24 protein-coding genes are annotated in these 26,674 nt (G+C 60.3%); 6 read left to right on the top strand and 18 right to left on the bottom strand.

Annotation, left to right across the window (positions count from 1 at the left end):
- Window positions 1–68 precede the first annotated feature (68 nt).
- Both ACQZ48_RS17625 and melA read right to left on the bottom strand, forming a co-directional pair.
- Window positions 69–2,156, bottom strand: a complete 2,088-nt coding sequence (locus ACQZ48_RS17625) for an ABC transporter substrate-binding protein (protein WP_077983928.1) — start codon at window positions 2,154–2,156, stop codon at window positions 69–71.
- 105 nt (window positions 2,157–2,261) lie between these two features.
- Window positions 2,262–3,728: an alpha-galactosidase gene (melA, locus tag ACQZ48_RS17620; RefSeq protein WP_448729098.1), complete on the bottom strand. Its 1,467-nt coding sequence runs from the start codon at window positions 3,726–3,728 to the stop codon at window positions 2,262–2,264.
- A gap of 197 nt (window positions 3,729–3,925) precedes the next feature.
- Between melA and ACQZ48_RS17615 the strand changes: the two genes are divergently transcribed.
- A complete protein-coding gene (locus ACQZ48_RS17615; RefSeq protein WP_448729097.1) occupies window positions 3,926–4,813 on the top strand; it encodes an AraC family ligand binding domain-containing protein in 888 nt (295 codons plus the stop codon).
- Window positions 4,814–4,890: 77 nt separating this feature from the next.
- Window positions 4,891–5,352: a hypothetical protein gene (locus tag ACQZ48_RS17610; RefSeq protein WP_448729096.1), complete on the top strand. Its 462-nt coding sequence runs from the start codon at window positions 4,891–4,893 to the stop codon at window positions 5,350–5,352.
- Between the two features lie 60 nt (window positions 5,353–5,412).
- Here the strand turns inward: ACQZ48_RS17610 and betC are convergent, their stop codons facing one another.
- Window positions 5,413–6,927 (bottom strand): choline-sulfatase, encoded by a 1,515-nt coding sequence (gene betC / locus ACQZ48_RS17605; protein WP_173991651.1) that lies wholly within the window; start codon window positions 6,925–6,927, stop codon window positions 5,413–5,415.
- Window positions 6,928–6,942: 15 nt separating this feature from the next.
- The gene (locus ACQZ48_RS17600) at window positions 6,943–7,896 is read right to left on the bottom strand and encodes a choline ABC transporter substrate-binding protein (RefSeq protein ID WP_149148149.1); all 954 of its coding nucleotides are present in this window, start codon (window positions 7,894–7,896) and stop codon (window positions 6,943–6,945) included.
- Between the two features lie 94 nt (window positions 7,897–7,990).
- On the opposite strand from ACQZ48_RS17600, the gene ACQZ48_RS17595 reads away from it, so the two are divergent.
- Window positions 7,991–8,887: a choline sulfate utilization transcriptional regulator gene (locus ACQZ48_RS17595; RefSeq protein WP_448729095.1), complete on the top strand. Its 897-nt coding sequence runs from the start codon at window positions 7,991–7,993 to the stop codon at window positions 8,885–8,887.
- A gap of 30 nt (window positions 8,888–8,917) precedes the next feature.
- On the opposite strand, the gene ACQZ48_RS17590 is transcribed toward ACQZ48_RS17595, so the two are convergent.
- From ACQZ48_RS17590 to ACQZ48_RS17565, 6 genes are all read right to left on the bottom strand, one after another.
- On the bottom strand, window positions 8,918–10,369 hold the full coding sequence (locus ACQZ48_RS17590) for an aldehyde dehydrogenase (protein ID WP_149148151.1): 1,452 nt from the start codon (window positions 10,367–10,369) through the stop codon (window positions 8,918–8,920).
- A 16-nt stretch (window positions 10,370–10,385) separates the two neighbouring features.
- A complete protein-coding gene (locus ACQZ48_RS17585) occupies window positions 10,386–11,108 on the bottom strand; it encodes an ABC transporter ATP-binding protein (protein ID WP_077983944.1) in 723 nt (240 codons plus the stop codon).
- Complete coding sequence (locus ACQZ48_RS17580; RefSeq protein WP_077983945.1) at window positions 11,101–11,829, bottom strand: ABC transporter ATP-binding protein; 729 nt, start codon at window positions 11,827–11,829, stop codon at window positions 11,101–11,103. Before ACQZ48_RS17580 ends, ACQZ48_RS17585 begins: the two co-directional genes overlap by 8 nt.
- Complete coding sequence (locus ACQZ48_RS17575; RefSeq protein WP_448729094.1) at window positions 11,826–12,734, bottom strand: branched-chain amino acid ABC transporter permease; 909 nt, start codon at window positions 12,732–12,734, stop codon at window positions 11,826–11,828. The genes ACQZ48_RS17580 and ACQZ48_RS17575 overlap by 4 nt, the downstream gene beginning before the upstream one ends.
- On the bottom strand, window positions 12,731–13,603 hold the full coding sequence (locus ACQZ48_RS17570) for a branched-chain amino acid ABC transporter permease (protein ID WP_448729093.1): 873 nt from the start codon (window positions 13,601–13,603) through the stop codon (window positions 12,731–12,733). The genes ACQZ48_RS17575 and ACQZ48_RS17570 overlap by 4 nt, the downstream gene beginning before the upstream one ends.
- A 70-nt stretch (window positions 13,604–13,673) precedes the next feature.
- Window positions 13,674–14,888: an amino acid ABC transporter substrate-binding protein gene (locus ACQZ48_RS17565; RefSeq protein WP_077983948.1), complete on the bottom strand. Its 1,215-nt coding sequence runs from the start codon at window positions 14,886–14,888 to the stop codon at window positions 13,674–13,676.
- Between the two features lie 134 nt (window positions 14,889–15,022).
- Here ACQZ48_RS17565 and ACQZ48_RS17560 point away from each other — a divergent pair, with 134 nt between their 5' ends.
- Window positions 15,023–15,895 carry a helix-turn-helix transcriptional regulator gene (locus tag ACQZ48_RS17560; protein WP_448729092.1) on the top strand — a complete coding sequence of 291 codons (873 nt, stop codon included), beginning with the start codon at window positions 15,023–15,025 and terminating at the stop codon, window positions 15,893–15,895.
- 19 nt (window positions 15,896–15,914) lie between these two features.
- On the opposite strand, the gene ACQZ48_RS17555 is transcribed toward ACQZ48_RS17560, so the two are convergent.
- From ACQZ48_RS17555 to ACQZ48_RS17530, 6 genes are all read right to left on the bottom strand, one after another.
- Entirely contained in the window at window positions 15,915–16,214 is a 300-nt protein-coding gene (locus ACQZ48_RS17555; RefSeq protein ID WP_035264270.1) for a HigA family addiction module antitoxin, read from the bottom strand.
- A 55-nt stretch (window positions 16,215–16,269) separates the two neighbouring features.
- A complete protein-coding gene (locus tag ACQZ48_RS17550) occupies window positions 16,270–16,551 on the bottom strand; it encodes a type II toxin-antitoxin system RelE/ParE family toxin (RefSeq protein ID WP_020009805.1) in 282 nt (93 codons plus the stop codon).
- A 61-nt stretch (window positions 16,552–16,612) separates the two neighbouring features.
- Window positions 16,613–17,437 carry an ABC transporter ATP-binding protein gene (locus tag ACQZ48_RS17545; RefSeq protein ID WP_448729091.1) on the bottom strand — a complete coding sequence of 275 codons (825 nt, stop codon included), beginning with the start codon at window positions 17,435–17,437 and terminating at the stop codon, window positions 16,613–16,615.
- The gene (locus ACQZ48_RS17540; protein WP_448729090.1) at window positions 17,434–18,474 is read right to left on the bottom strand and encodes a FecCD family ABC transporter permease; all 1,041 of its coding nucleotides are present in this window, start codon (window positions 18,472–18,474) and stop codon (window positions 17,434–17,436) included. The genes ACQZ48_RS17545 and ACQZ48_RS17540 overlap by 4 nt, the downstream gene beginning before the upstream one ends.
- Window positions 18,471–19,514 (bottom strand): FecCD family ABC transporter permease, encoded by a 1,044-nt coding sequence (locus tag ACQZ48_RS17535; protein ID WP_448729089.1) that lies wholly within the window; start codon window positions 19,512–19,514, stop codon window positions 18,471–18,473. The genes ACQZ48_RS17540 and ACQZ48_RS17535 overlap by 4 nt, the downstream gene beginning before the upstream one ends.
- Window positions 19,511–20,521: an iron-siderophore ABC transporter substrate-binding protein gene (locus ACQZ48_RS17530; RefSeq protein ID WP_077983954.1), complete on the bottom strand. Its 1,011-nt coding sequence runs from the start codon at window positions 20,519–20,521 to the stop codon at window positions 19,511–19,513. Before ACQZ48_RS17530 ends, ACQZ48_RS17535 begins: the two co-directional genes overlap by 4 nt.
- 221 nt (window positions 20,522–20,742) lie before the next feature.
- Here ACQZ48_RS17530 and ACQZ48_RS17525 point away from each other — a divergent pair, with 221 nt between their 5' ends.
- The gene (locus ACQZ48_RS17525; protein ID WP_448729088.1) at window positions 20,743–22,863 is read left to right on the top strand and encodes a TonB-dependent siderophore receptor; all 2,121 of its coding nucleotides are present in this window, start codon (window positions 20,743–20,745) and stop codon (window positions 22,861–22,863) included.
- Between the two features lie 117 nt (window positions 22,864–22,980).
- Here ACQZ48_RS17525 and ACQZ48_RS17520 read toward each other — a convergent pair whose 3' ends face one another.
- Window positions 22,981–23,874, bottom strand: coding sequence for a helix-turn-helix domain-containing protein (locus ACQZ48_RS17520; RefSeq protein ID WP_448729087.1), 894 nt, complete (start codon window positions 23,872–23,874; stop codon window positions 22,981–22,983).
- Window positions 23,875–24,090: 216 nt separating this feature from the next.
- Between ACQZ48_RS17520 and ACQZ48_RS17515 the strand changes: the two genes are divergently transcribed.
- Entirely contained in the window at window positions 24,091–24,267 is a 177-nt protein-coding gene (locus ACQZ48_RS17515) for a hypothetical protein (RefSeq protein ID WP_077983957.1), read from the top strand.
- Window positions 24,268–24,422: 155 nt separating this feature from the next.
- Here ACQZ48_RS17515 and katG read toward each other — a convergent pair whose 3' ends face one another.
- The gene (gene katG, locus ACQZ48_RS17510; RefSeq protein ID WP_448729086.1) at window positions 24,423–26,594 is read right to left on the bottom strand and encodes a catalase/peroxidase HPI; all 2,172 of its coding nucleotides are present in this window, start codon (window positions 26,592–26,594) and stop codon (window positions 24,423–24,425) included.
- Window positions 26,595–26,674 lie beyond the last annotated feature (80 nt).

Raw genomic sequence — 26,674 nt, 5'->3', positions numbered from 1 at the left:
GGGAGGAGTTCTTCAGGGTCTTGGCATTTTCAGACGAAAAAGCAGTGTCCGCTCTTCCTGGAAATGCTTTAGTTGATCGGCCCGCCCTCTCCCGGCTTGCCGGGAAGCTGCTGCGGGAAAAGTTCGTATTTGCCCTGCTTGTCGGCTGCGACCCAAAGGCGTTCGCGGATGATGGAATCTTCGGCCCAGTTGAACATGAAGATCGGCGTGCCCTGCGGCACATTCGAGAACCGCTTGTTGACGATCAGTGCGCCGGGATATTCGGTGAGGCCAATCGTATAGAGGTTCTGCGTATAGACCTTCTGATATTGCTTCATCAGTTCCGCCCGCTCGGCATTGTCTTGCGACGAGATGAATTTGCGAACGATGTCGGCCATCTCCTTCTCGAACGGCATCAGATCGAGTTCCTTGCCTTCGGGCGAGCGATGGTTCCAGCTGGTGCGCGGGCCGACAGGGGCAAGCTGCTCGGTATTTTGCACCACGGATGAAAGCTCGGTGGAGTTGCGCCGCACCAGCCAGTCGAACTGTCCGCCATAATGGGCGGCGTCGCGCTGGTTGGAATCGAGACTGTTGATAACGACGCGCAGGCCGAGTTTCGCCATCTGGCCAACAAGACCTTCCGCGAGGCTCTTGTCCGTCGCGTAACCGTTATTGACGAGAAGGGTTATTTCGACGTTGCGACCGCCCAGCGTTTCCTTCGGGAAATTCAGGAAACCATCGCCATCCGTGTCCTTCAGGCCGATCGAGGCGAGTGCGGCCTTGGCTCCCTCAAGGTCGAAGGGGTAATAGACCGTGGAGGCGCGATCATAGAAACTGGTGCCAGACGAAATTCCGCCCGGATAAATCGCCGTGAACGGACCCTTCACCAGCGAGTCGCCGACGGCCTTGCGGTCGATGGCCGATGTAACGGCCTGCCGGAACACCTCGTTGCGGTTCAGCTCGCGAATGGCCTGCCCGCGCTCGTCCGGATTGCCCCAGCCATTGGCGGAGAAGTTCATCTGCAGATTATAGCCTATGAGGCGCGGCCCGAAGGCAAGGCGGGCCGGGGCATTGGGCTCGGCGGCGCGTTTCAGTGAAGCGACGAAATTTTCCGGCTGTTCCAGGTTTGAGAAATCGCCAGATCCCGCCACGGCCTGCACATCACGGTCTGCCCAGGTGGAGAGCTTGTAGTGAACTTCGTTGAGATAGGGCAGCTGCTGGCCCTTCTCATCGACCTTCCAGTAATAGGGGTTGCGACGCAGAACGATGAGATCGTCCGGCCGGTATGACACCGGCACCCATGCGCCCATGACCGGCATGTTCATATATTCCGGCGGGAACGCGTTCTTGAACTGGTTATAGGTGTTCTTGGAGTATTTGGGATGCTGGGGCTTCAAGAGATGCGACGGCCCGGGGCAGAAGCTCGGATAGGCCATGGTGTAGAGATATTGTTTGGGAAACGCCGCCTTGAACGTCCATTCGACGGTGTAATCATCGACCTTCTTCAGCGTCGTTCCCTCGCCGAAAGCCTCCGGTGATGCACCGCCGCCAAGCGGTGAGACATTGGGATCGATGACGGCGTCTTCCCAGTAAAACATCACGTCATCGGCGTTGAAGGGCTCGCCGTCGGACCACTTGGCACCCTTGACGAGATGCATCGTCAGCTTGTGGCCGTCTTCGGACCATTCCCAGCTTTTCGCCAGATTGGGCAGCGGTTCGGTATCCTTGGCATCCACCTGGAAGAGCGGCGCGGTGCGCGTCAGGCATTCGGAAAGGGCGATATCGATGCCGCCCCAGCCCTGGCTCTGGCCGGCAATGTAGTTCCAGCCCTCGGGCCTGCCGCCCACCACATGGCGCATCGTGTCGCCGTAAACACCCATGCCGTCGGGCATATTGCCGGTCTTGTAGACCAGAGGCTCTTCCGGCAGGCGCTCTTTCAAGGGCGGCAGCTTGCCGGTCTTTTCGAATTTCTCTGTGATCCAGTCAGGTTCGCTGTAGTCCGGCAGCGCCTTGAATTCGAGGATCGAGTCGCGCGCCACATAATTGATCTTGCCTTCGGCCGGAAATTGCGGCGGCTCGGGCGGCGTGGTGGTCTCGAAGGCATTCGCATTGAGTGCGATCATCGAAACACCGAGACCCAGTGCCGAGATGATACCGATCCTGTGTTGAAGTAACATCGTTTTTCCTCCCAAATGGCAGCTCTTCGAGCGCCCACCCTCTGTGATCGTTAAGACCGGACGGCGAACTCCCTTTCGCCACCGGCCTGTTTTCATGCTTTTTCCTCAGACAGCCTTCTTGAGTGCCGATTTTTCGGCCCGCAATTCTTCGATGGAACGCACATTGCGGCGGGCGGCCCCCGCCCAGTCACGCGTCTTGACGGTTGATTTCGCAAGCCGCTCCTTTGCTGCCGGAACGGCATCGGCATATTGCGGCAGCCAGCGCGCCTGCGCGACAACCATCTCATCCACCATCTGCCAGACCTCCTCTGGCGTGGAGACGGCGCCGACCAACGGATCATGCAGCACGGCGAGCTTCAAAAGATCGATATCGCCGCTGACCGCCGCATGCACCGACATGCGCTGGACGTTGATGGAGGCGATGCAGGTAGCCGCACAGGCTTCCGGCAAGGTGATGCCCGAGACCATGTTGATGCCGAAACGGTCGACGAAACCGGGTGACTCGATGATGGCATCCGCCGGCAGATTGCTGATGACGCCATTGTTCTTGACGTTGAAATGGCCGCGATAGACACGCCCCGTCTCCAGCGCCTCGAGAATATGGCTCGCATGTTCGTTGGAGCGCTTGGCCGGATCGATCGGCTTGGCGGCAGACGCCAGAAACTGCGGAAACTCGGTTTCGAACCAGTTGCGCGTTTCCGTGGAGTGGCGAAGATACCCGCCGGTTTCGCCATGAATCCAGTCGGACATGTCGATCCAGCGACTGATCTCCTCCGGTCGCTTACGATACCACGGCAGATATTCGGAGAGGTGACCGTTGCTTTCGGTCGAATAGACGCCGAAACGCTTCAGCACGTCGATGCGCAGCTTCTCCTGCTGCGAGAAGACCGGATGCGCCTCGAAGGCAGCGATCAGCTCTTCCTTGCCAATCTTGCGACCGTTGAGCTTCAGATCGATGAACCATGTCTGGTGGTTGATGCCGGAGCAGATATAATCGAGTTCTCCAGGCGATTTCGCGCCGAGGATTTCGGCAATCTGTTCCGCGCCGTGCTGCACGCCGTGGCAGAGACCGACCGTGTCCACCTTGCCATATTCGATGGCCGCCCAAGTGTTCATGGCCATGGGGTTGGCATAGTTCAGGAATTTCGCACCCGGTGCTGCGACTTCGCGGATATCCTTGCAGAAATCCAGAATGACCGGAATGTTGCGCTGACCATAAAGAATGCCGCCAGCGCAGATCGTATCGCCCACGCACTGGTCGACGCCGTATTTCAGCGGAATGCGGATATCGTCGGCATAGGCTTCCAGACCGCCGACCCGCACGCAGCTGATGATATATTTCGCGCCCTCCAGCGCCCGGCGGCGGTCGGTATCGGCCGTCACCTTGACGGGGAAACCATTAGCCTCAACGATCTTGTCGAGGATCGCCCTGATCATATCCAGATTGTGCTGGCTGATATCCGTGAGCGCGACTTCAATATCGCGAAACTCCGGCACACACAGGAGATCGGTGAACAGTTTTTTCGTGAAACCGACGCTGCCTGCGCCAATAATAGCGATTTTGAAACTCATAACGCCACCTCTGTTGCAAATCGAACGGGTGAAACGGGCCGAAGGATCGTAAAATGGCATTGCAGAAAAATACCGTTAAGAATCCCGGAAAACCGGCCTTCATCCCAATTTTTCAGCAACAATATCCTGCTGGCTGTCTCCTCGGATCGGGATTATGCGTATAATATCGGTGAGGGCCAGAGAAGGATTATGCTTTCATGGGTAATTTTGTGCTGCAAGATTTGATCGCCCAGGGACCCTGTATGCGAACAGTTTCGCTGCCGCGCGGCCGCCAGACGCTGCACACCATGCCGACCAGCAGCGGTTATGAAATCCGCCGCAGCGGCAATTACGACTGGGACGGGCGCAAGCGCGGCCAGACGCCGTTCACCGTGATGCAATATTGTATCGGCGGACAGGGCAACCTGCGTTACGAAAACCGCCATTACGTCGTTAGGCCGGGCGAAATCCTGCTGCTGCTCATTCCTCACAATCACCGCTACTGGCTTGAGGAGGGCAAGCAATGGGAATTCTTCTGGATTTCCATGAATGGCGAGGAAGCATTGCGCATTCACCGCAATATCCTTTCCGTTACCGGCCCGATCCTCAAGCTTCAGCCCGAAACCGTGGATCATCTCGCCGAATGCTGTTCCCGCCTCGTCAATGGCGCGGAAACGCCAGGCGCTGCCTCCGCCGTTGCCTATGAGGCGGCAATGACGCTTTATGACGATGTCTTCGGTTCCCATCCATCTTTCGGGGGCGAATATCGCACCATGCAGCAGGTGCTGAGCTACATCGACATCCATCTCGGCGAACGGCTTTCGGTCAGCGACCTTGCGGCGGTGGCAGGCCTCAGCCGCGCACATTTTTCCCGCATCTTCGCGGCAAGCGAAGGCCTGTCGCCGGCGGAATTCGTGCTGCAGCGACGCCTGCGCCGAGCGGCCAAGCTTCTGACCTCGGCTGCCGACCTTCCCATCAAGGAAGTGTCGGTGCTGTGCGGGTTCGAGGACCCGAACTATTTCTCCAAGGTCTTTCGCAGGCTCTACGGCACCAACCCCAGCGAATTCCGCACCACCGGCATGTATGCGAGCGTGCGGCAGGGCTGAACGCAACGCGACTTCGTTTTGACATGTTTCAGGCGATTAAGGATGGGCGTTACGCCCCTTTTTGGAGACCCGCCGAGGTGAAGAGCATAATCCGGACGATCCTCGTCTTTCCGCTTCGGGCGATCATCGTTTTCGCCCTGATCCTCGACGGTATTGTTCGCCCGCTCTATCGGCCGGTCATCCGGGCCATATCAAACCTGACATTCATTCAGCGACTGGAAAATCGCATCGCTGAACTGCCACGTCTTGCCATTCTTATCTGCCTTGCCGTTCCCTTTGCAATCGCCGAGCCGATGAAGATCGTCGGTCTCCTCCTTATCGCCCATGGCGCTTTCAAGTCCGGGGTGGTTCTGACGATCGTTGCCCATCTCTCGACCTTTCTGATTGTCGAGCGCATCTACCATGCAGGTAAGGAAAAGCTGCTCACCTATGGCTGGCTCGCCTGGATTATGCGCTACGTGCGCTTTGCCCGCGCCTTTTATGATCGCATCAAGGCTTCGGCTCTGAGCTGGATCCGGCTCAGGGTTCAAACACCGTGAGGACTTGCGAACTTCCTTGCGATTAACGGCAGGAGGCTGTGGCAGCCCGTTAACGCATCATCACTCTCCCCGCGGAAAACGCTGGTTTTCCTCCAGCACGTTGAGGTCCATGTGGTTGCGCATGTAGCGTTCCGAGGCTTTCTGCAGGGGCTGGTAATCCCATGGATAATAAGCCCCGTTGCGCAACGCCTTGTAGACCACCCAGCGCCGCGCCTGACTTTCGCGAACGGCAGCGTCGAAGACCGGCAATTGCCAGCGCCGACCAATCTCGGCGGAAAGCGATGAAAGCACATCGGTGAAAGCCGGATCGCCGGCAAGGTTCGTGCGCTCTTCCGGATCAGCCTCAAGATCGTAAAGCAGCGGCGGATCGGCTTCGCAAACCGACAGCTTGTAGCGCCCATCGCGAAGGGCAACGAGCGGTGCTATCGAGCCTTCGGCGGCATATTCCATCGGCACCGGGCCACGCCCGCCGGTTCCCTTGGCAAGCGCCGCCAGATCCTCGCCATCCGTCCAGCGTTTGAGCGAAGTGATATCGAGACCCGCCAGCCCGCACAGCGTCGGCGTGACATCGAGTGTCGAGACCGGCGTGTCGATCAAAGCCGGCTGCCAGCCGGGTGCGGCCAACATCAGCGGTACACGAGCGGAGCCTTCGAAGAAACACATCTTGAACCACAGGCCACGCTCGCCCAGCATATCGCCGTGGTCCGACAGGAAGAGAATGATGGTGTTTTCCTCCATCCGTGTCGCTTTCAACACGTCGAGTATCTCGCCGATCTTTTCGTCGATATAGGAAATATTGGCGAAATAACCGCGCCGTGCCCGGCGTATCTGCTCGCCTGTGATCTCGAATGCCCCATGATCGCAGGCTTCCAGCAGCCGCTTCGAATGCGGGTCCTGCTCCTCGAAGGCAATCGCCTGCGACTGCGGATCGAGCGCCGGGCAGTCCTCGTATAGATCCCAGAACTTGCGCCGCGCCACATAGGGATCGTGCGGATGGGTGAAGCTGACAGTCAGGCACCACGGCCGCTCATCGAGGCGGCGCGACAGGTCGTAAAGCTTGCGGGTGGCGTTGTAGGCCACCTCGTCATCATATTCCATCTGGTTGGTGATTTCCGCGACACCAGCGCCGGTCACCGAACCGAGATTGTGATACCACCAGTCGATCCGCTCGCCCGGCTTGGTATAATCAGGCGTCCAGCCGAAATCAGCCGGATAGATATCCGTCGTCAGGCGCTCCTCGAAGCCATGCAGCTGGTCCGGGCCGACGAAATGCATCTTTCCCGAAAGACCGGTGTAGTAACCCGCCGCCCGCAGGTGATGCGCATAGGTCGGAATATCGGAAGCGAATTCGGCGGCATTGTCATAGACCCGTGTCCGGCTTGGCAACTGCCCGGACATGAAGGAGGCGCGCGCCGGCGCGCAGAGCGGACTTGCCGTATAGGTATTGGCGAAGCGCACAGAGCGCTTCGCCAATGTTTTGAGATGTGGTGCGTGGAGAAAATCGGCCGGGCCATCGGGAAAAAACGTCCCGTTGAATTGGTCGGCCATCAGGATCAGAATATTGGGACGCGGCATTTCCACTTTCCGATTTTAGAGGCCAAGCTTGCCTTTGACGGCGTCCGCACCCGGCTTGCCATCCAGCGTGGTGACACCCTGCAGCCAGCCATCCAGCGATTTGGGATTGGCCTTCAGCCAGGCCGTCGCCGCGGCCTTGGAATCTTCGCCGCCGAGGATGGAACCCATCAGGCTGTTTTCCATGCCAATATCGAATTTGAGGTTCTTGAACAGCGTCGCCGCATTCGGGCATTGCTGCGGCCAGCCGGTGCGGGCGAGCGTGTAGACTTCCGCGCCGCCGAAATTCGGGCCGAAATAGGCGTCCCCGCCGGAGAGATAGGCGATATCGATCTTCTCATTCATCGGATGCGGCGCCCAGGCAAGGAAGACCACGGCCTTCTTGTCCCTGCCTGCCCGTTCCACCTGCGCCAGCATGGCTTGCTCGCCGGATTCGACGAGTTGCCAGCCTTTCAGGCCGAAATCATTGGCGTCGATGATCTTCTGGATATTCTGGTTGGCCGGCGCGCCCGGCTCGATGCCGTAAATCTTGCTTTCGAACTCATCGGCGTGTTTGGCGAGATCGGCGAAATCCTTCACGCCCTTTTCCGCCATATAGGCCGGCACCGCCAGCGTGAACTTGGCGCCTTCGAGGTTCTTCGTCATCACCTCTGCCGCCTTGGCGGCATCAAGATCATCCACGAAGGATTTCTGCGCCGGCATCCAGTTGCCGAGAAAAACGTCGATTTCACCGTTCTTCATCGCCTGATAGCCGATCGGCACTGACAGCGTCTTGACGTCGGCTTCATAACCCAAGGCATCCAGCAGCACGGACGCGACACCATTGGTGGCGGTGATGTCGGTCCAGCCGGGATCGCTGAGGCGGATGGTCTTGCAGGCCGCGTCATCGGCCGCCTGAAGTGGGGTGGAGAAGGCTGCCACCGACAGAATGAGACCGGCGGCGATGCGATGCAGATGAGAAATGGTTTTCATTGCGGCTCCCCTTTTATCAATCCAGTTTATTGAACACCACGTTGCTTTTGCCTGTGAAGCGGGTATTTTTCGATGGTTGATATAAGGAATTTTAATGTCAGACCGGCCGCTCGATCTGGGATGGATGCGCATTTTCACCGAGGTTGCCCGCCGCGGCAGCCTGACGGCGGCGGCGGCATCCCTGCGGCTGACGCAACCGGCCGTAAGCTATCAGATTCGCCGCCTGGAGGAGGAACTGGGCGTAGCGCTCGTGCAGCGCAGACATCGCGGCATCGAACTAACGGCCGAGGGACAAAAACTATTCGAGATTGTTTCACGCAATGTCGACGCCATCGACCATCTCGCACAGCAGCTTCGCCGGACGGAGGAACGGCAGACCATCCGCCTGCACACGGACTATGCCTTTTCTTCCTTATGGCTCATCCCGCGCATGCATGGCTTTCGAACGCTCAATCCGGATATCAATATCCAGATCGTCGCCACGCAGGATCCGCTGGGCCAGGGCAAGCACGATAGCGACGTGATGATCATTTTCGGCACGCGGCAGGAGGCCGGCGACGGCGCGGTGCTGCTGCTTTCAGAAAAGGTCACGCCGGTCTGCTCGCCTGCCCTGCTGACCGAGACACCGGCACCCGCAACCGTTGCGGATTTTTCGCGGCGGAAGCTCATTCACCTCGAAAACACCTCGCAAGCGCACTGGTTCGACTGGCCTTCCTACTTCAAGCATTTCGGCGTGCAGAGACCGGCCGACCACGATGGCGGCGACATCAGCTTCAACAATTACACCATGGTGGTGCAGGCAACCATTGGCGAGCAGGGTTTCGCGCTCGGCTGGGCCGGACTGGTCGATCCGTTGCTTCAGGCCGGCGTGCTGGTGACGGCAGGCCCAAGCCTCGATGCACCGGGGCGCGGCTACTGGCTGATGCGACCGAAAAGCAGCGACACCGCGGTGAGAAAACTCACCGGCTGGCTGATCGACGAGCGGCGGTAACGCCGCCCGCCGGCTTGTACCGTTTCCTGTTCAGATCGGATAATGCAGCGGTCCGTCCTGCAATGTGACCCAGCGTAGCTCTGTGAATTCCGCAATGCCCGCCGTGCCGCCAAAGCGGCCGTAGCCGGAGGCCTTAACCCCGCCGAAGGGCATCTGCGCTTCATCGTGAACGGTTGGACCGTTGATGTGGCATATGCCGCTTTCTATACGGGCGGCAATGGACAGCGCCCGTGCCTGATCCCTACCGAAAATCGCAGCGGAGAGGCCGAACTCGGTTTCATTGGCAATGCTTACCGCCTCATCGATGCTGCCGGCCCTGATGATGGAAACGACCGGACCGAAACTTTCCTCCGAATATAGCCGCATGGCGGGGGTGACGCCATCGACGGCAATCGCATCGAGCATCGTGCCGTTGCCGCCGCCACCGGCGACCTGCCGTGCACCCTTGGAGACGGCGTCATCCACCAGCGCCCGAATGCGCGAGGTTGCTTCGGCGCTGACCAGCGAGCCGAGCGGTGTTTTGCCCTCACGCGGATCGCCAGCCGTGAGGCTCGAGGCTTTTTTCGCGAAGGCCTCCACAAATGTATCGGCGACGCTGTCGAGCACGATGATGCGTTCCGTCGACATGCAGATCTGGCCCTGGTTCATGTATGCGCCGAAAGCGGCGGCCGCGACAGCCGCGTCGATATCGGCATCGTCAAGCACAATGAACGGCGCCTTGCCGCCAAGCTCCAGCAGAGCGGGTTTCAGGTAACGGCCGGCCGTTTCGGCAATCACCCGGCCGACACGGGTCGAGCCGGTGAAATTCACGCGTCTGACGGCGGGGTGTGCGATCAGCGTATCGACGATCTTTGCGGCATCTTCCGGCGCGTTGGAGACGGCGTTGAGCACACCCTTGGGCAGACCGGCGGAAGCGACCGCCTCAATGATCAGCGCATGGGTGCGTGGGCAGAGTTCCGAGGTCTTCATCACCACCGTATTGCCGCAGGCAAGCGGAGTGGCGATGGAGCGCACGCCGAGAATAACCGGCGCGTTCCACGGCGCGATGGACAGCACAACGCCCGCCGGCTGGCGCAGCGCCATCGCCATGGTTCCCGGACGGTTGGACGGAATGATCTCGCCCTTGATCTGGGTGGTGAGGCTTGCGGCCTCCACCAGCATATCGCTTGCCAGTTTGACGTTGAAACCGGCCCAGGCGTCGGTTGCGCCGATTTCTTCCTTCATCGCCTGGGTAATATCGGGCCCTGCAGCCAGAAGCGCCTGCGCAGCGGCCAGAAGCAGGCGACGGCGTTCACCGGGCGGCGTTGCCGACCAGACCGGGAAAGCGGCCGCCGCGGCATCGGCCGCGCGGGTAGCGTCCTCCACTGTTGCCGCCGCAGCACTCGTCGCCACGTCGCCGGTAATGGGGTTGCTGCGTTCGAAGCGCTTGCCGCTTGTGGCCGGGCAATGGTCGCCACCGATGAAAAGATTGACAGTCTGCATGATCTTCCTCCTGAATTCAGACAATGGCGGCGGTGGTGCCGCCAAGAAACGCCCGTTGCACGGCGGGATCGGCGGACAGGGCTTCAGCCGTGCCTGCCCCGACAATCCGCCCTGCTTCCAGCAAATAACCGCGATCGGCAAGCGCGAGGCTTTCGCGCACATTCTGCTCTACGAGCAGAATGGAAAGGCCGCTTTTCTTGATCTCCGCCAAAGCGGCAAAAAGTTCCTGTGTAACGATGGGCGCAAGGCCAAGGCTCGGTTCATCCAGCAGCAGATAATCTGGTGCCGACATCAACGCGCGGCCGATGGCGACCATCTGCTGCTCGCCGCCGGACATGGTGCCGGCAAGCTGCTGCCGCCGCTCCGCAAGCCGCGGAAACAGCGAAAAAATATGCTCTCTTGTCGTCTTTTCCGCTGAACGAGCATGGCGGGGATTGGCTCCGAGACGGAGATTGTCTTCCACCGTCAACGCCGCGAAAATTCCGCGCCCCTCCGGCACCAGCGCCACACCCCGCTCCACGATCTGATGGGCGGGAACCTCGGCAAGCGACTCGCCATTGACGCGCACGTCGCCGGCGGCTGCCGCAACCATGCCGCCGACCGCCTTCAGCAGTGACGACTTGCCGGCTCCATTGGCACCGAGCAGCACCACCGTTTCGCCCTTGGCGACATTGAGCGATATGCCGTCAACCGCGAGATGTTTGCCGTAGCGGATTGTCAGTGCGTCTATTTCAAGCATGTGCCGCTCCCAGATAGGCGGAAATGACGTGCGGATCGTCAAGCACCCTCGCCGTCGGCCCGTCGGCAATCTTGCGACCGGCCGCCATGACCACCGAGCGCGAGCAAAGGGCGCGCACGGCGGCCATGATATGTTCCACCAGCAAGATCGTCGTACCCTCCGATGCCAGCCGCCGGATCAGCGCTATTCCCTCCTGAAGTTCGGTGGGATTGAGGCCCGCGAGCCATTCATCCAGCAACAGAAGCTTCGGTTCACCCGCCAGCGCACGCGCCAGTTCAAGGCGTTTCTGGTCAATATAGGTGAGATCGCCAGCCGGCATCGTCTCCCGCCCGGCAAGACCAATCCTTTCAAGGCAGGCGCGCGCAACCTTCTCCGCCTCGGAACGCGAAAGCCGTTGCGGGCCGAACATGGCCGATACGGCAACGTTTTCGAGTAGGGAAAGCGAAGGCAAAAGCCGCACGAGCTGGAAGGTGCGCGCCACGCCGGCGCGCGCAATCACATCCGGCCGTCTGCCCGCAATCTCCTGCCCTTTGAGCCGGATCGACCCTTCGGTCGGCTTCAGCGCCCCGGAGATGAGATTCATCAGCGTCGTCTTGCCGGAACCGTTCGGCCCAAGCAGCCCGACGACTTCGCCGGCCTCGATGGTAAGACCAAGGCCATCCACCGCCTTCAGCCCGCCGAAGGTCTTGCGGATATCGGTGATTTCGAGAACGGCGCTCATGCAGCTTTCTCCTTTTTGCGCAACTTCTCGAGCGCCGCGAGCACGCCATCCGGCAGCACGAACACGATGAGGATGAAGAGAGCGCCGAGAATGATGGAAAAATGATTGGGGAAGTTGGCACCCAGCCACTCGAACAGCAGGAAAAGCGGCACCGCACCGAGGATCGGTCCCCAGCGTCGTGTGGCACCGCCAAGCAGTGCCATGATGACGGTGAGGAACGAGACCTGCGGATTGAAGACGATGGCCGGCTCGATATAGACCCAGCGCGGGGCCTGAATGGCACCGACAAGCGTGATGATCGTGGCCGACAGCACGAAAAGCGTCAGCTTGGTGCGTGCGAGATTAATGCCGGCATGGGCGGCCACAACCTCGTCGTCGCCGATTGCCTTCAGCGCCAGTCCGAGCTTGCTGCGGTCGATGAGCGTCGACAGCAGGAGGGTAATGACAGCCAACGCCAGCAATTGCCAGAGCACATGCTGCGGCTCCAGCGGCAGGAAGATATAGCGGCCGAGCGTGCCGGTCACATTCACCTCGTACCAGGTGATGAGCTGGCGGATGAGTTCGGCAAGACCGAAGGAAAAGATCACGAAATAAATGCCGGCGACGCGCAGTGTGGACAGCCCGACGACGAGCGCCAGCGACGCGCCGACAAGGGCCGCGCTCAGGAGGACGAGCGGCCATGGTAAAACTTCGCTCAGCACCGCAACCGTATAGGCCCCGACACCGAAGAAAGCGACGGTGGCGAGCGAAATATACCGCGTCGGACCGGAGAACATCGCCCAGGCGGAGGCAAGCGTCGCATAACCGAGAAGGCCGATGATAACACCGACGCCATAGGCATCGAAAAAGAAGGGGGAAAGCGCCAGCAGCGCGGTTGCGGCAAGGCCGATGAGAAGCGGGATCATTTGCCCCTCCTTGCGAAAATGCCTTCCGGACGCCAGAGCAGCACCACAAGGAAAAGCAGATAGGTGGCGGCAAGCGTGAGGCCGGGATCGACATAAACAAGCACGAAGGTCTCCACGAGGCCGAGCATCAGGCCGGCAACCAGCGCGCCGAGCAGATTGCCAACACCGCCCATGATGACGACGACAAGCGCCTTCATGGTGAAGACAACACCATAGGAGGCGGAAAAAGTCTGATACATAGAGATCATCATCCCGCCTGCCACGGCGAGTGCGCCGCCAAGCGCAAAACCGATCGAGGCCACGCGGTTCACATCGATGCCGACCAGCGGAGCCGACCTCGGCGCCAGCGCAACCGCCCGCAGGTTGAGGCCCCAGCGGCTGTGGGTGAGCGCCAGATAAAGCCCGCCACCGATTGCGACCGACAGGCCGAAGGACAAGAGCCGGTTCAGCGCCACTGTCGTGCCGAAGACGTCGACGCCATCGGAGAGGTAGGAATAGGAATGGTAGTTGCCGCCGAACGCCACGAGCATGATGCCCTGGATAACGAAGAGCAGCCCGAAGGTCGCCAGAATGGAATCGACTTCCAGACGGCCGGACGCGCCCGAACGGCGCACCAGCGGCCGCATCATGACCCGGTAGATGACGAAAGACAGGGCGTAACCGAGCGGAACGATGATGAAAAGCGACCAGAGCGGCGACAGGCCATAGGCGGAAAACAGCACGAAGGTGATGAAAGCAGCCGCAATCAGCACTTCGCCATAGGCAAGGTTCATGATGCGGGCGATGCCATATTGCAGCGAAAGTCCAAGCGCGATCAGCGCATAGGTCCCTCCCAGAATCAAACCGAAGATGAGGGTGGATAAAAACAAGGGAATGTCTCCAGTATGGAACATGGCCGAAGCCTTCCGGCCGGGGTTTACGGCCCCGGCCGGCAAAGGCTCACCATTGCGGCTTCGGAATGACCGGCTTCGCTGCGCCCGGGCGGTCTGCGGGCGCAATCGCCACGAAACGGTCACCCTGCCATTGTCCCGCCCACCAGAGCTGGCGAAGCTGGTTGTCTTCAAGCTTGACCGGGCCGATGACGGTCTCGAAACTTCCCGTCGAAAGCTCATTTGCCACCGCCGCCTTATCAAGGCCGACACGTTGAACGGACTGGGCCAGCATTTCGAGGCTCGCATAGGTGATGGCGCTTGCCCAGCTGTCCGGCTTGGCGCCGATGAAGGCTTCGTGGCGCTTGAAATAATCCTCGATCTTGTCGCTGCTGCCATCGACGCCGCCGATGCTGATCACGCCTTCCTGCTTGCCATCGGAGACCTTCGGGAAGATCGGAAAAGCACCGCCGACACCGACATAAAGAACCTTCGGGTTGAATCGCGCGGTCTGCGCCTGTTTCGTCACCGCGAAACTGTCGGGCGGATAGGAAAAGGCAATGAAGCTGTCCGCGCCGCTCGCCGCCGCCTCGTTCACAAGTGCTGCGAAATCCGAGGTGCCGACCGGATAGGTCTTGTCGTAAGCAAGCGTGAAACCCGCTTCCTTCAGCGCCGGCCGCGCGGCCTTGATGAGATCGATGCCGAAACCGTCAGCCACGGAAATCACCGCGACCTTGTCGTTGATCTGGCCGGCATCGCGTGCGGCTTTCAAAACATCGGCCAGTGCATTGGCATAGTCATGGCCGCCGCCGAGCATCCAGAAGCTCTTTTTCCAGCGTGCCGCGAAATCGGGTGCCTTGTCGGTGACGCCCGTCACCGCAAGCTGCGGATAACCGAAACGGTCGTAGAGCGGAGCGACGGCCAGATTGAAGCCCGTTCCCCAGGGCGGCAGAATGAAATCGACCTTGTCTTGGCTGGCCAGACGCTCGGTGAACCGCACCGCATCCTCGGCCGAGGAGCGGTCGTCATATTCCACCACTTCCACCGGCAGGCGCTTGCCATCCGGCAGGGTGAGGCCGCCGGCATCGTTGACCTCCTTCACCCATAATTTGTAGTTGGGAATGGTGGTGATGCCGGCGCCCGTGGCGTTGGCGCCGCTTTTTGAGACGGCGTAACCGATCTTCACCGAGGTGCGGTCCTGCGCATTGGCGTGACCGAAAAATACCGCCGACAGGGCAGCACTGGAGAGCAGGCAGAACAGCGTTCTGCGCTTCAGATTATTCATGATGTTCCTCCCAAAGCGCGTTGTCGGGGTTGCCGTTCTCCTCAAGGCTTTCCCCTGCGCTGATCGAAGTTTAGCAATGACAGCCGCATATAAAATGCACTAATGTAGCGCATTATTGTACTTTTGGAGGTCTAATGCCGCTGCACAGCCAGATCGCCGGCAATCGCGTGGAGATCACGGCGCGCACCCTCGCCTCGACGCTGCGCATATCCGAGTTCCGGCTGGAATCGGATAGCGCCCATCTCCTTCTCCTGTCCGCCGGGGAAGCGGAAATCATACAGGGTGAAAAGACGCTGCCTGTCCCGGCACCAGGGCTGATCTGGCTGCCCATCGGTCCTAACGGCCGCCTACGGCTGAATGCCGGAAGCCGTGGATCGCTGCTTAAGACGACGGAAATCGGGCTTGCCCATGCGATGCCCACCGGCACGAGCGCAAGCGCTGTTCGCAATATATTGCAACGTGTTCTGACGCAGACGCCGGCGGAGAGGGACCGGCAGGAACTGGCGGGTTATCTCGAGACCATCGCCAGCGAAAATGTCCGCGCGACAACCGGTTCAGACACGATCATCACCAGCCTCCTCTCCGTCACCCTCATTCGCATATGCCAGCACGCCATCGCCGATATTGCCGCAGCCGTCTCCACGCCTGGCAGCCTCACCGAGCGTTTTGTGCTGCTGGTCAGCCAGCACAAACGTGATCAATGGGGCGTGGAAGACTATGCAAGGCAACTCGGCGTCAATCGCGAACGGCTGGGATTTGCGGTGCGCAAGGCGACGGGGCTTTCGCCGCAGGCCTATATTCACCGGGAACTGCACTCCGAAGCGCGCGACCTTCTTGTGAACTCATCGCTGCAAGTCGCTGAAATCGCATTCCGATTGGGCTTTCAGGACCCCGGCTACTTCAATCGCTTCTTCACCCGCAACGAGGGCACATCTCCCGGCCGTTTCAGGAGAACGGCAACGCGAATGCAGAAGGTTCCGCCGCCATCTTATGCGGCCTGGCCGTGACCTGACAGGCGGCTGAGAATTAGGCCGCTTCCAGTTCTTTGATATTGGCAAGGTCTGCTTCCAGCCTCGCAGCCGCCGCCTTAATGTCAAAGGCGTTCTGCAAGTTCAGCCAATATTCCGGTGTGGTCTTGAAAAATTTTGCAAGGCGCAAGGCGGTGTCGGCGGTGATACCAAGTTTCTCTCCCGCAATCCGTTCTATGCGGGTGCGCGGAATATTGAGGTGCCTTGCAAGAGCGTAAGCCGACATCCCCAGCGGCTCAAGATAGAGTTCCCGCAGGATTTCGCCCGGATGGATCGGAGGCGATTTGCTGATTGTCATGCTCGCTGGCCCTCCTTGGCCGATTTTTCATGAGCCTCTCGATGAGAATTCCAGACTAGTGATAGTCGGTTATTTCCACGCTTTCCGGTCCTGCTTCCGTCCAGACGAAGCAGATGCGCCACTGCTTGTTGATCCGGATCGAATATTGGCCCTCACGATCGCCGGACAGCTTTTCCAAACGATTGCCGGGCGGTGAGCGAAGGTCTTCTACCGTGGTCGCCGCATCCAGGATCGTGAGCAGCTGCTGGGCGCGGCGTACCAGATCGGCGGGAAAGCCCTTCTTCACAGATCCGTCGTCAATCGATGCGGTCAGCTTGTTTTTGAAGGAACGGATCATTGCTGGCCTCGTGATGTTGGTATCATAAACAGATACGCACAGAAGTCAACAGGGTCGTATCTTAAAGAGATACGCCTATTGCCACCCCCGCCACCGTTCGATGCCGCCCTATCGGCAGCATCATCGGCTTGCCCGAGGTCGGATCTTCGATGACCCGGCTTTCGATGCCGAAGACGTGACGGACATTCTCTTCCGTCAGCACCTCTTCCGGCGTGCCGAACACATGCAGCTTCCCGTCCTTCATGGCGACGAGATGATCGGCATAACGGGCTGCGAGATTGAGGTCGTGCAGCACCATGATGATGGTGGTCTCGCGGGCGTGGTTGAGGTCGGTCAGAAGATCCAGCACCTCGACCTGATGGCTGATATCTAGGAAGGTGGTCGGTTCATCCAGCAGCAATATGTCTGTCTGCTGGGCGAGCGCCATGGCGATCCAGACGCGTTGCCGCTGGCCGCCGGAAAGCTCGTCCACCGGCCGCTCGGCCAGTTCCACCGTATCGGTGGCGACAAGGGCTGCGGCGACCGCCTCGTCGTCCTGCCGCGACCAGCGGGCGAACAGGCCGTGATGCGGGTGCCGGCCACGGCTGACGAGATCGGCAACCACGATACCCTCCGGCGCTATCGGCGATTGCGGCAAAAGGCCCATGCGCCGCGCGAGGTCGCGTGAGGGAAGACGATGGATCGATTTTCCATCGAGCAGAACCTGACCGGCGCGCGGCGCAATGAGCCGCGACATGCTGCGCAGCAGGGTGGACTTGCCGCAGGCATTGGCGCCGACGATGACGGTGATCTTCCCGCGCGGAACGGTGAGATCCAGCCCGTCGATGATGAGGTTTTCGCCGTAGCCGGCCGACAGGCCGTTCACGGAAAGGGAGTGGCCGGTCATAACGAGCCTCCGCTGCGGTTGACCCGCACGATCAGGTAAATCAGATAGGGCGCACCGAGCGCGCCGGTAACGACGCCGACCGGATAACGGCCCGGCAACAGAAACTGGCCGCAATAATCGCCCACCAGCACCAGCGCCGCCCCAATCAGCGCCGCAGGAAGGAGCAGCGAGCCGTTGCTGCCGACAATGCGCGCCGCAATCGGCCCGGAGAGGAAAGCGACAAACGCGATGGGACCCGAGACCGCCGTTGCAAAGGCGATCATGCCGACTGCGGCGATGATGACGATGATACGGGTTCGTCCCACCCGCACGCCGAGCGCTGCAGCGGCGTCGTCACCCAATCTCAACGCTTCCAGGTCACGCGCCCGGCTGAGGAGCAGGCCGCCGAACAGGATGAGCGCGATGAGGAGCGGCAGCAGTTGCGTGATTTTCGCGCCATTGACGCTTCCGGTCAGCCAGCGCATTGCCTCCTGCAATGTCCATGCCGGCGCAACGGAGAGTATATAGGCGATGAAGCTTTCCAGCATGGCTGAAACGCCGATGCCGACGAGGATCAGCCGCGTTCCGGCCACGCCGTTGCGGAAGGACAGGAGATAGACGAGAAGCGCGACGCCGAGACCGGCGGTGACGGCGAAGACCGAGATTAGCGGCCCGCTCATCTGCAAAACGACGATGGCGAAAACGGCTGCCGCACTTGCGCCGGAACTGATGCCGATAATATCGGGGCTGGCGAGCGGATTGCGCAGCATGATCTGGAAGGCGACGCCGCCGAGCCCGAAGCTCAGGCCAGCGAGGACCGCAAGCAGCGCGCGCGGCAGGCGCAACTGCCCGACGGTGAAGGTGACGCCGGCAATGTCCTCCCCCAACAGAACGCGAATGACATCGCCGGGCGGCGTGAAGGATTGTCCGAGCATCAGCGTAATTGCGAAAGCGGCAATCAGGATCACCGACAGGGCGGCGATGACAAGGCGACGTCGGCGCTGACGTGTATGGCGGTTGAAGACGAGATTTTCGATGACGGGAGCGGATATGGTCACAATTCACGCACCCGCTGGCGTCTGACAATCCAGATGAAGAAAGGCGCGCCGACAAGGGCGGTGACAATGCCGACATCGAGTTCCGACGGCCGCGCCACGATGCGCCCGACAATATCGCCGGCAAGCAGCAGGCACGCCCCGCCAAGTGCCGAGAACGGCAAAAGCCAGCGATTGTCCACCCCGACGAGCAGGCGGCAGAGATGCGGCACCACCAGCCCGACAAAACCGATCGGCCCGCAAATGGCGGTAGCCGCACCGCAAAGCAGAATGGCGCCGAAGGAGGCCACGGCTCTCGCCACCGCAACATTCTCGCCAAGCCCGGCGGCGAGTTCATCTCCGAGCGCCAGAGAATTCAGCTTGCGCGCCGAAAGCAGGCTGATGATGAAGCCGGCGGCCAGAAAGGGCAGCACGGTCTCGATGCGCTCGAAAGTCGCCCCACCGACGCCGCCGATCTGCCAGGAACGGATGCCGCCGGCAATATCGCTACGCGGCAGCACGACGGCAATGACGAGCGAGGAAAAGGCGACGGAGGTGGCGGCGCCCGCAAGTGCGAGTTTCAGCGGTGTCGCCCCGCCTCGCCCGAGCGAACCGACGACATAAACGAAAACCGCAGATCCCCCCGCCCCGGCAATCGCAACCATGATGAAGGCCTGCGCCGTGGCGATGCCAAACCATGCGATGCCGATGACGACGGCGAGCGACGCCCCCATGTTGACACCGAGAATGCCTGGATCGGCAAGCGGATTGCGGGTAACGCCTTGCATGATGGCCCCGGCCAGCCCGAGTGCAGCCCCGGAAAGGAGCGCGAGCAGCGTGCGCGGCAGGCGCACCGCGACGGCCGCCTCGGCAACCGTCTCGACGCGGCCACTGAGCCCACCAACAATATCCGCAAAAGAGACCTCACGCGTGCCGATGGCGACCGAGAGCGCACATAGCAGTGCGAGAAGCGCCAGCACCGCACCGAGCCAGGCCGTTCGCACGCGGTTGGAGCGGCCGGCGAGCAGCGCGGCCGTCGCTTTGCCAGGGCCGGACAATGTCACTGCGATTTCCCGGAGGATTTGTCGGCAGCCTTTGCCAGAAGATCGGCATAGTCCTTCAACACCCACGAAATCGACAGCGGCGTGGGGTTGGAGGCGGTGCCAAGCGGATCGCGGCCCAGCATGACGATCGCATCATTGGCAACGGCCGGCATGCGCGCGAGAAGCGGATCGGCCCGCATAGCATTCAGCAGCGGCTCACTGCCATAGGTCACGACGATATCGACATCGTCAAAGGCATCCACACGCTCCGCGCTGACGCCGGCTGCGAATTGCCCCGGCTTCGTCGCCTCCAAGACGCTTTTCGGCGAGGCAAGCCCAAGATCGGCGAAAAACTTCACCCTGGTATCATTGGCCGTATAGAAATTGACGACGCTGAGATTGGTGGCGTCGAGATGGGTGACGAACATGGCCGACTTGCCCTTCAGCTGCGGATGGCCGGCAACGACCTCAGCAATCTCACCCTCGATGCGTTTGATGAGCGCCTCACCTTCCGCAACCATGCCAAGCCCGGCGCTGTTCAGCCGGATCATCTCGCGCCAGTCCGTTGCCCAGGGAGAAACGGGATAGGCGACGACTGGGGCGATCTGGCTCAGCGTATCGTAGTCGGACCGGCTGAGGCCTGAATAGGCGGCAAGGATAACATCCGGCTGCGTCGCCGCAACGGCCTCGAAATCTATACCGTCACCCTCGTCGAACAGAACAGGCTTTGCCGCGTCGAGTTCGGTAAGCCGCTTCGCCACCCATGGCAGCAGGCCATCGCCGTCATCATCGCCGAAATTGGCCGCCGCAAAGCCGACAGGCACGATGCCGAGGGCCAGCGGCACCTCATGGTTGGCCCAGGCGACAGTCGCGACCCGCTGCGGTTTCTTCGCAATCGTGGTCGTGCCGAACGCATGTTTGATGACGATGGGATAGCGGGTTGTCTCCTCCGCCGAGGCCATATTCGGCGCGATCATCGACAGGAAAAGCACAAATACCGGCACGAGGCAGCGGAACGGGCAAAGCATTGGCGAGCTCTCAAAAGTTCAAAAGTGGACTTGAACTCTCAGCTTCAATTGCCCCCGTCAAGCCCGGGCAGGAAATGGCGTCGCAACAGCGGTGAAATTTCCGGGGTTTTGTACAAAACCGCAAAAAGTTACAATACCGGACAAACTTTCTCAAGTTATTGGGCCCTTCGAGAGTGGGCCGTGCAAGCGGCGATCGGGGCATCAAGGTCTGGAACATACCAATGAATATCGAAACCGAAGGCAGACACCGCAAAACCACGCGACGTCGTTATCAGGATGCGGCGCTGCTTGCCTGCACGGCGCTTGTCGCTACCCTGCCCGGCTCCCTGCTGGCGCAGGAAGCTGCCAATACGGGCGGCAGCACGGTTCTGGAGCGCATCACCATCGAAAGCGGCGACAATGACCAGAAGTCCATTGTCGCCACCCGCACCACGAGCGGCAGCAAGATGGCGACCGATATTCTCGACACACCGGCCTCCGTTTCCGTCATCACCGCCAAGGAAATGCAGCAGCGCGGCGTGCAGAGCGTGGAAGAGGCGCTGCAATATACCGCCGGTGTGACAACGGATTTTTACGGCTCCGACGACCGTTTCGACTATTTCAAGATTCGCGGTTTCGACGCCTATACCTATCGCGACGGGTTGACGCTTGGCCGTCCCTTCGGCGCGCTGCGCGAAGAAACCTATGCCTATGAGCGCGTGGAAGTGCTGAAGGGCGGAAATTCCACCACCTTTGGCGTCTCGGATCCCGGCGGCTCGGTGAATTATTCCACTAAGGTGCCGAAACGCACCCGTTTCGGTGAAGCCTATGTCACCGGCGGCTCCTATGGCCGCGCCGAAACCGGCTTCGACTTTGGCGACAATATCACCAGCGACGACACGCTGTCCTATCGCCTGACCGGCAAGCTCAGAAATGCCGATGCGGAATATGACTATTCCCGCGACGACGAGAAATTCTTCATGGGCGGCTTAACCTGGCGCCCCACGGACGTCACCAGCCTTACCGTGGTTTACGATCATCTGAACAAGGATGGCGTTCCGGGCGGGGGCGGTCATCCCGTCGGCTCGCATTTCGACCGGAGCCGCTTCTTCGGCGAACCGGACTACAATTATCGCGGCACGAACCGCAATTCGCTGAGCGTGATGTTCGACCACGATTTCGGCTCCGGCCTGACGCTGAGTTCCAATGCGCGCTACAGCAAGGCGAATACGGACTTCGGTTACGCCTATATCTCGTCGACACCGACCAACGGTTCGACCATCGCCAACCGGTCCTATTTCGGAAACGACACCGAGACCGAAAACTTCCTGATCGACACACGCCTGCAATATGACACGCGGTTTGAGAATGTCGAAAGCCGCAGCCTCGTCGGCGTCTTCTACAATGACTACACCTCAGGCAGCAAAAGCTACTTCGGTGCTGCGCCGAGCATCAACTGGATGAACCCGGTCTATACCGGTGCACCCGCGTCCGTGCCGCTCTATGCCGACTCCCTGACGGATCAGAAGACCAAGGCGATCTATCTCCAGCAGGACTTCACCTTCTTCGACAGGCTGATCGTCAGCGCCGGCCTGCGCAACGACTGGATCGACACCGAGCAGACCAATCGGCTGAATGGCACGACGGCCAGCGGCGACATCAGCGAACTGACCAAGCGCATCGGCGTGTCCTACAAGGTCACCAACGAAATCGCACCTTATATCAGCTATGCCGAATCGGTAGTGCCCGCATCCGGCCTGACGGTAGAGCCCGAACGCGGCGAGCAGATCGAACTCGGGGTGAAATACCGGCCCGACGCTTTCCCGGCCCTGTTAACCGCATCGATCTACGATCTGAAGAAGAACAACATTACCGTTACCAGCCCGATCACCAGCCTGCCGACCACCATCGGCGAGGTACGCGTGCGCGGTCTCGATCTCGAAGCCAAGGCGGAAGTGACCGACAATCTCAGCCTGACGGCGGCCTATTCCTATCTCGACGCGGAAATCACCGAAAACGGCACCGGCGGCAATGTCGGCAACCGGCCGCAATTCGTGCCAGAGCATCAGGCTTCATTGTGGGTCAATTATACGCTTGCGGGCAACGACAATTTCGGCGACATGACCTTCGGTCTCGGCGGCCGCTACACCGGCGCTTATTATTTCGACAATGCCAACAAGGTCGAAACAGGAAGCAGCGTGACCGTGGATGCCGCGTTCAGCTACAAGATTCAGGAAACCGCCTCGCTGGACGTCAATGTTTCCAACATCTTCAACGAAAAACACGTCTCTTATGGCGGGTTCGGCGCTGACTTTTATAATCCCGGCCGGGCGTTTTCCGTGACCTTGCGAAAAACGTGGTGAAAATCTATATTAGCAATATTTTTCAGAATATTGCATATATTTCCTCACACATCACGTCATCCTCGGGCTTGTCCCGAGGATCTAACCAGCCCGCATCAAGACACCGATCTCGCCCCGTCAAAGCAGCTTGTGCAGACGTCGCCAGGCGGCGGGCGTGTTGCCCACGGACTGGCGGAAAGCCTTGGTCAGATGGGCCTGATCGGAAAAGCCGAGCTGGGCGGCGATATCGGCCACCGTCAGATCGCCTTCCAGCAGAAGTTTCTGGGCGGCATTGATGCGCCGCTCCAATTGCCATTGCAGCGGCGTCTTGCCGGTGGTCTGGCGAAATACGGTGGCGAACCAGCTTTCCGAAAGCCCGACGATATCGGCCATCTCGGCAACCGTCATACGGTCGTCGCCACTTTTTTCGACCTGGGCAAGAAGCTTGTTCAACTGCGCCTGCGTCAGCCTGCCATTGGCCTGCTCCGGCGCTGGGCCGGGAATATCCAGCAGGCCGGCAACGATGCTGCCGACAAGACTTTCCGCATAGACCGCATGTTTCGAGGGTTCGCAGAGCTCATCGACAAGCAGGCCGGCAAGGGTTTCCACCGAACCGATGTCCTGTATCTCGACCGGGCGACGCAGCGCCGACATCGCCGCGGAACTGCCGACCGACGGTGACAGGAAGCGCAACAACCGGTCCTTATGAATATGCAGGTTGAGATGCGAGAACCGATGGGTAGCGCTGCTGCTCGTCCACATCGGCACGCCGGCGGGCACATAAACCGCCCGTGTCATCGGCCGCGAATGGTTGGTAAATTCGCCATTGCGGTTGGACATGCTGATGCGCGAGGAGACATCGTTGAAAAAGATCATGATACGCGGATCGGCGGCCAGATAATAACCCTTGGCTCCCATCTGGCTTTCCGCTTCCCAGAAAGCACTGACTAGTCCGTCGAACTGGCGCCATTTCACCGGCGCGGTGACGCTGATGCCTTCCGTGTGCCAGGTCATGGAATGCCAGAAACTCAATGCGGGTACCGTCCGGTTGTCGGGTCTGGGGTAAGCGTATGAAAGGGCGCGCGCACCACGCCAGTCATCGCGCTCCGCCCCATTAACATGACTTATCAATTCATGTTAATAGCAAAGATCGTTATAAAGTGAAACATTCGCTGCGGCGACCGCGCTGGAACCTCTGCTCATGACGGCCGTTGAACTCCTGACAGAAGTGCAACAAGGGAGATTACCATGGACAGCAAGAAGGAACCGGGCGACTTCGCAGACAAGAAGCGTGAAGAGAACGGCCGTGGCGTGATCGTGGCTGGGCCGGACGCGCATGAAAACGAGAAGGACGGCAAAGCCCCGTCGCCAGACGCCGGAAAAACCCCGACCGGCAAACCGGTTCCGTCCTCGGACCGGCGATAGGAAAACCGTCCGCGCAAACAAGATAATGCGGGCCTATAAGGCGTCCCGCAATCTTTCACCGTCGCGGCAAACGTTGCGCCTTGGCGGTCGATAGAACGAAAAACACCTCCCCGATTTCTCGGGGAGGTGTTTATTCTCAAACAGCCGGATTTTTCTTAGAGAAGGTCAAAACGGTCGGCGTTCATCACCTTCGTCCAGGCGGCGACGAAGTCACGCACGAATTTCTCCCTGCTGTCATCCTGCGCATAAACTTCCGCATAGGCGCGCAGGATGGAGTTCGAACCAATGACGAGGTCAACGCGGGTCGCCGTATACTTGGCTGCCCCGGTCTTGCGGTCACGAATCTCATAGAGATTGTTGCCGGTCGGAACCCAGGAATAGGCCATATCCGTCAGCGTCGTGAAGAAGTCCGTCGTCAGCGCGCCGGGCTTGTCGGTGAACACGCCATGGGCCGTACCGGCGTAATTGGCGCCGATGACGCGCAGGCCGCCGATGAGCACGGTCAGTTCCGGCGCGGTCAGGCCCAGAAGCTGCGCGCGATCGAGCAGCAGTTCTTCAGGGCTGACCACATAGTCCTTTTTGACCCAGTTGCGGAAACCATCCGCCAGGGGCTCAAGCGGGGCAAAGCTGTCGGCATCCGTCTGCTCGGCGGAAGCATCGCCACGGCCGGCCGCGAAAGGCACGGCAATGTCGAAGCCAGCCGCTTTCGCCGCCTGTTCCACACCGTAATTACCGGCCAGAACGATCACATCCGCGATGCTCGCGCCGGTTTCACGGGCAATCGGCTCCAGAACCGAGAGCACATGGGAAAGACGGGCGGGCTCGTTGCCTTCCCAGTCCTTTTGCGGTGCAAGGCGGATGCGTGCGCCATTGGCGCCGCCGCGTTTGTCCGAACCGCGGAAGGTGCGGGCGCTATCCCAGGCGGTCGAAACCAGATCGGCAACCGAAAGGCCCGACGCCGCGATCTTCGCCTTGACGGCGGAGACATCGTAGCTGGTGGAGCCTGCGGGGATGGGGTCCTGCCAGATCAGGTCTTCCGCCGGAACGTCCGGACCGAAATAACGGGACTTCGGACCCATGTCGCGATGCGTCAGCTTGAACCATGCACGGGCGAAAACCTTAGAGAAATGGTCCTGATCGTCCTTGAATTTCAGCGAAATCTCGCGGTAGATCGGATCGACCTTCAGGGCCATGTCGGCATCGGTCATCATGGGAATGGTGCGGATCGTGGCGTCCTCGACGTCCACGGGTTTGTCTTCCTCGGCGATGGTAATCGGCGCCCATTGCGATGCACCGGCGGGGCTGTGGGTCAACGTCCACTCATGCTTGAACAGCATGTCGAAGAAGCCGTTGTCCCACTTGGTCGGATGGCTGGTCCAGGCGCCTTCAATGCCCGACACCACCGTGTCGCGACCGATGCCGCGACCCTTGGTGTTCATCCAGCCAAGACCCTGATATTCCGGGCCGGCGGCTTCCGGATCGGGGCTGAGGTTGGCGGCGCTGCCATTGCCATGCGACTTGCCGATGGTGTGACCGCCGGCGGTCAGAGCCACGGTTTCCTCGTCGTCCATGCCCATGCGGGCGAATGTCTCACGCATCTGTGCGGCGGTCGCCAGCGGATCGGACTTGCCGTTGACGCCTTCCGGGTTGACGTAGATGAGGCCCATCTGCACGGCGGCAAGCGGGTTTTCCAGCGTCGCGGGCTTGGTCACATCACCGTAACGGCCGTCGCTCGGCGCCAGCCATTCCTTTTCGTCACCCCAATAGGTGTCCTTTTCCGGAGCCCAGATATCCTCACGACCGAAAGCGAAACCGAAGGTCTTCAGACCGGCGACGTCATAGGCGATGGTGCCGGCGAGTGCGATAAGATCCGCCCAGGAAATCTTGTTGCCGTATTTCTTCTTGATCGGCCACAGCAGGCGGCGGCCCTTGTCGGTGTTGACGTTATCCGGCCAGGAATTGAGCGGGGCAAAACGCTGGTTGCCGGTGTTGGCGCCGCCGCGACCGTCAGTCACGCGGTAGGAGCCCGCCGCATGCCAGGTAACACGCGCCATCATGCCGACATAGCTGCCCCAGTCGGCCGGCCACCAGTCCTGGCTGTCGGTCATCAGGGCGCGCAGATCGGCCTTCAGCGCCTCGACGTCGAGCGTCTTCAGGGCTTCGCGATAGTTGAAGGAGGTGCCGAGCGGATTGGTCTTGGTATCGTGCTGATGCAGGATGTCGAGGTTCAGCGCGTTCGGCCACCATTCGGTCACCGATTTACCCGAGGCCGTGTTGCCTCCGTGCATGACAGGACACTTGCCAGCCGGTTTTGAAGTTGCGTCCATTTCGCCCTCCGATGGGTTTGACAATTAAACCAATAATCAATTCGACATGTGCAGCGTGGAAGCCAGAGCCAGCAGTTGGT

The organism is Agrobacterium sp. 22-209-1 (genome assembly GCF_053522485.1).
Note: the sequence above shows the minus strand (reverse complement) of the source record. Positions and strands in the feature narration are given on the sequence as shown.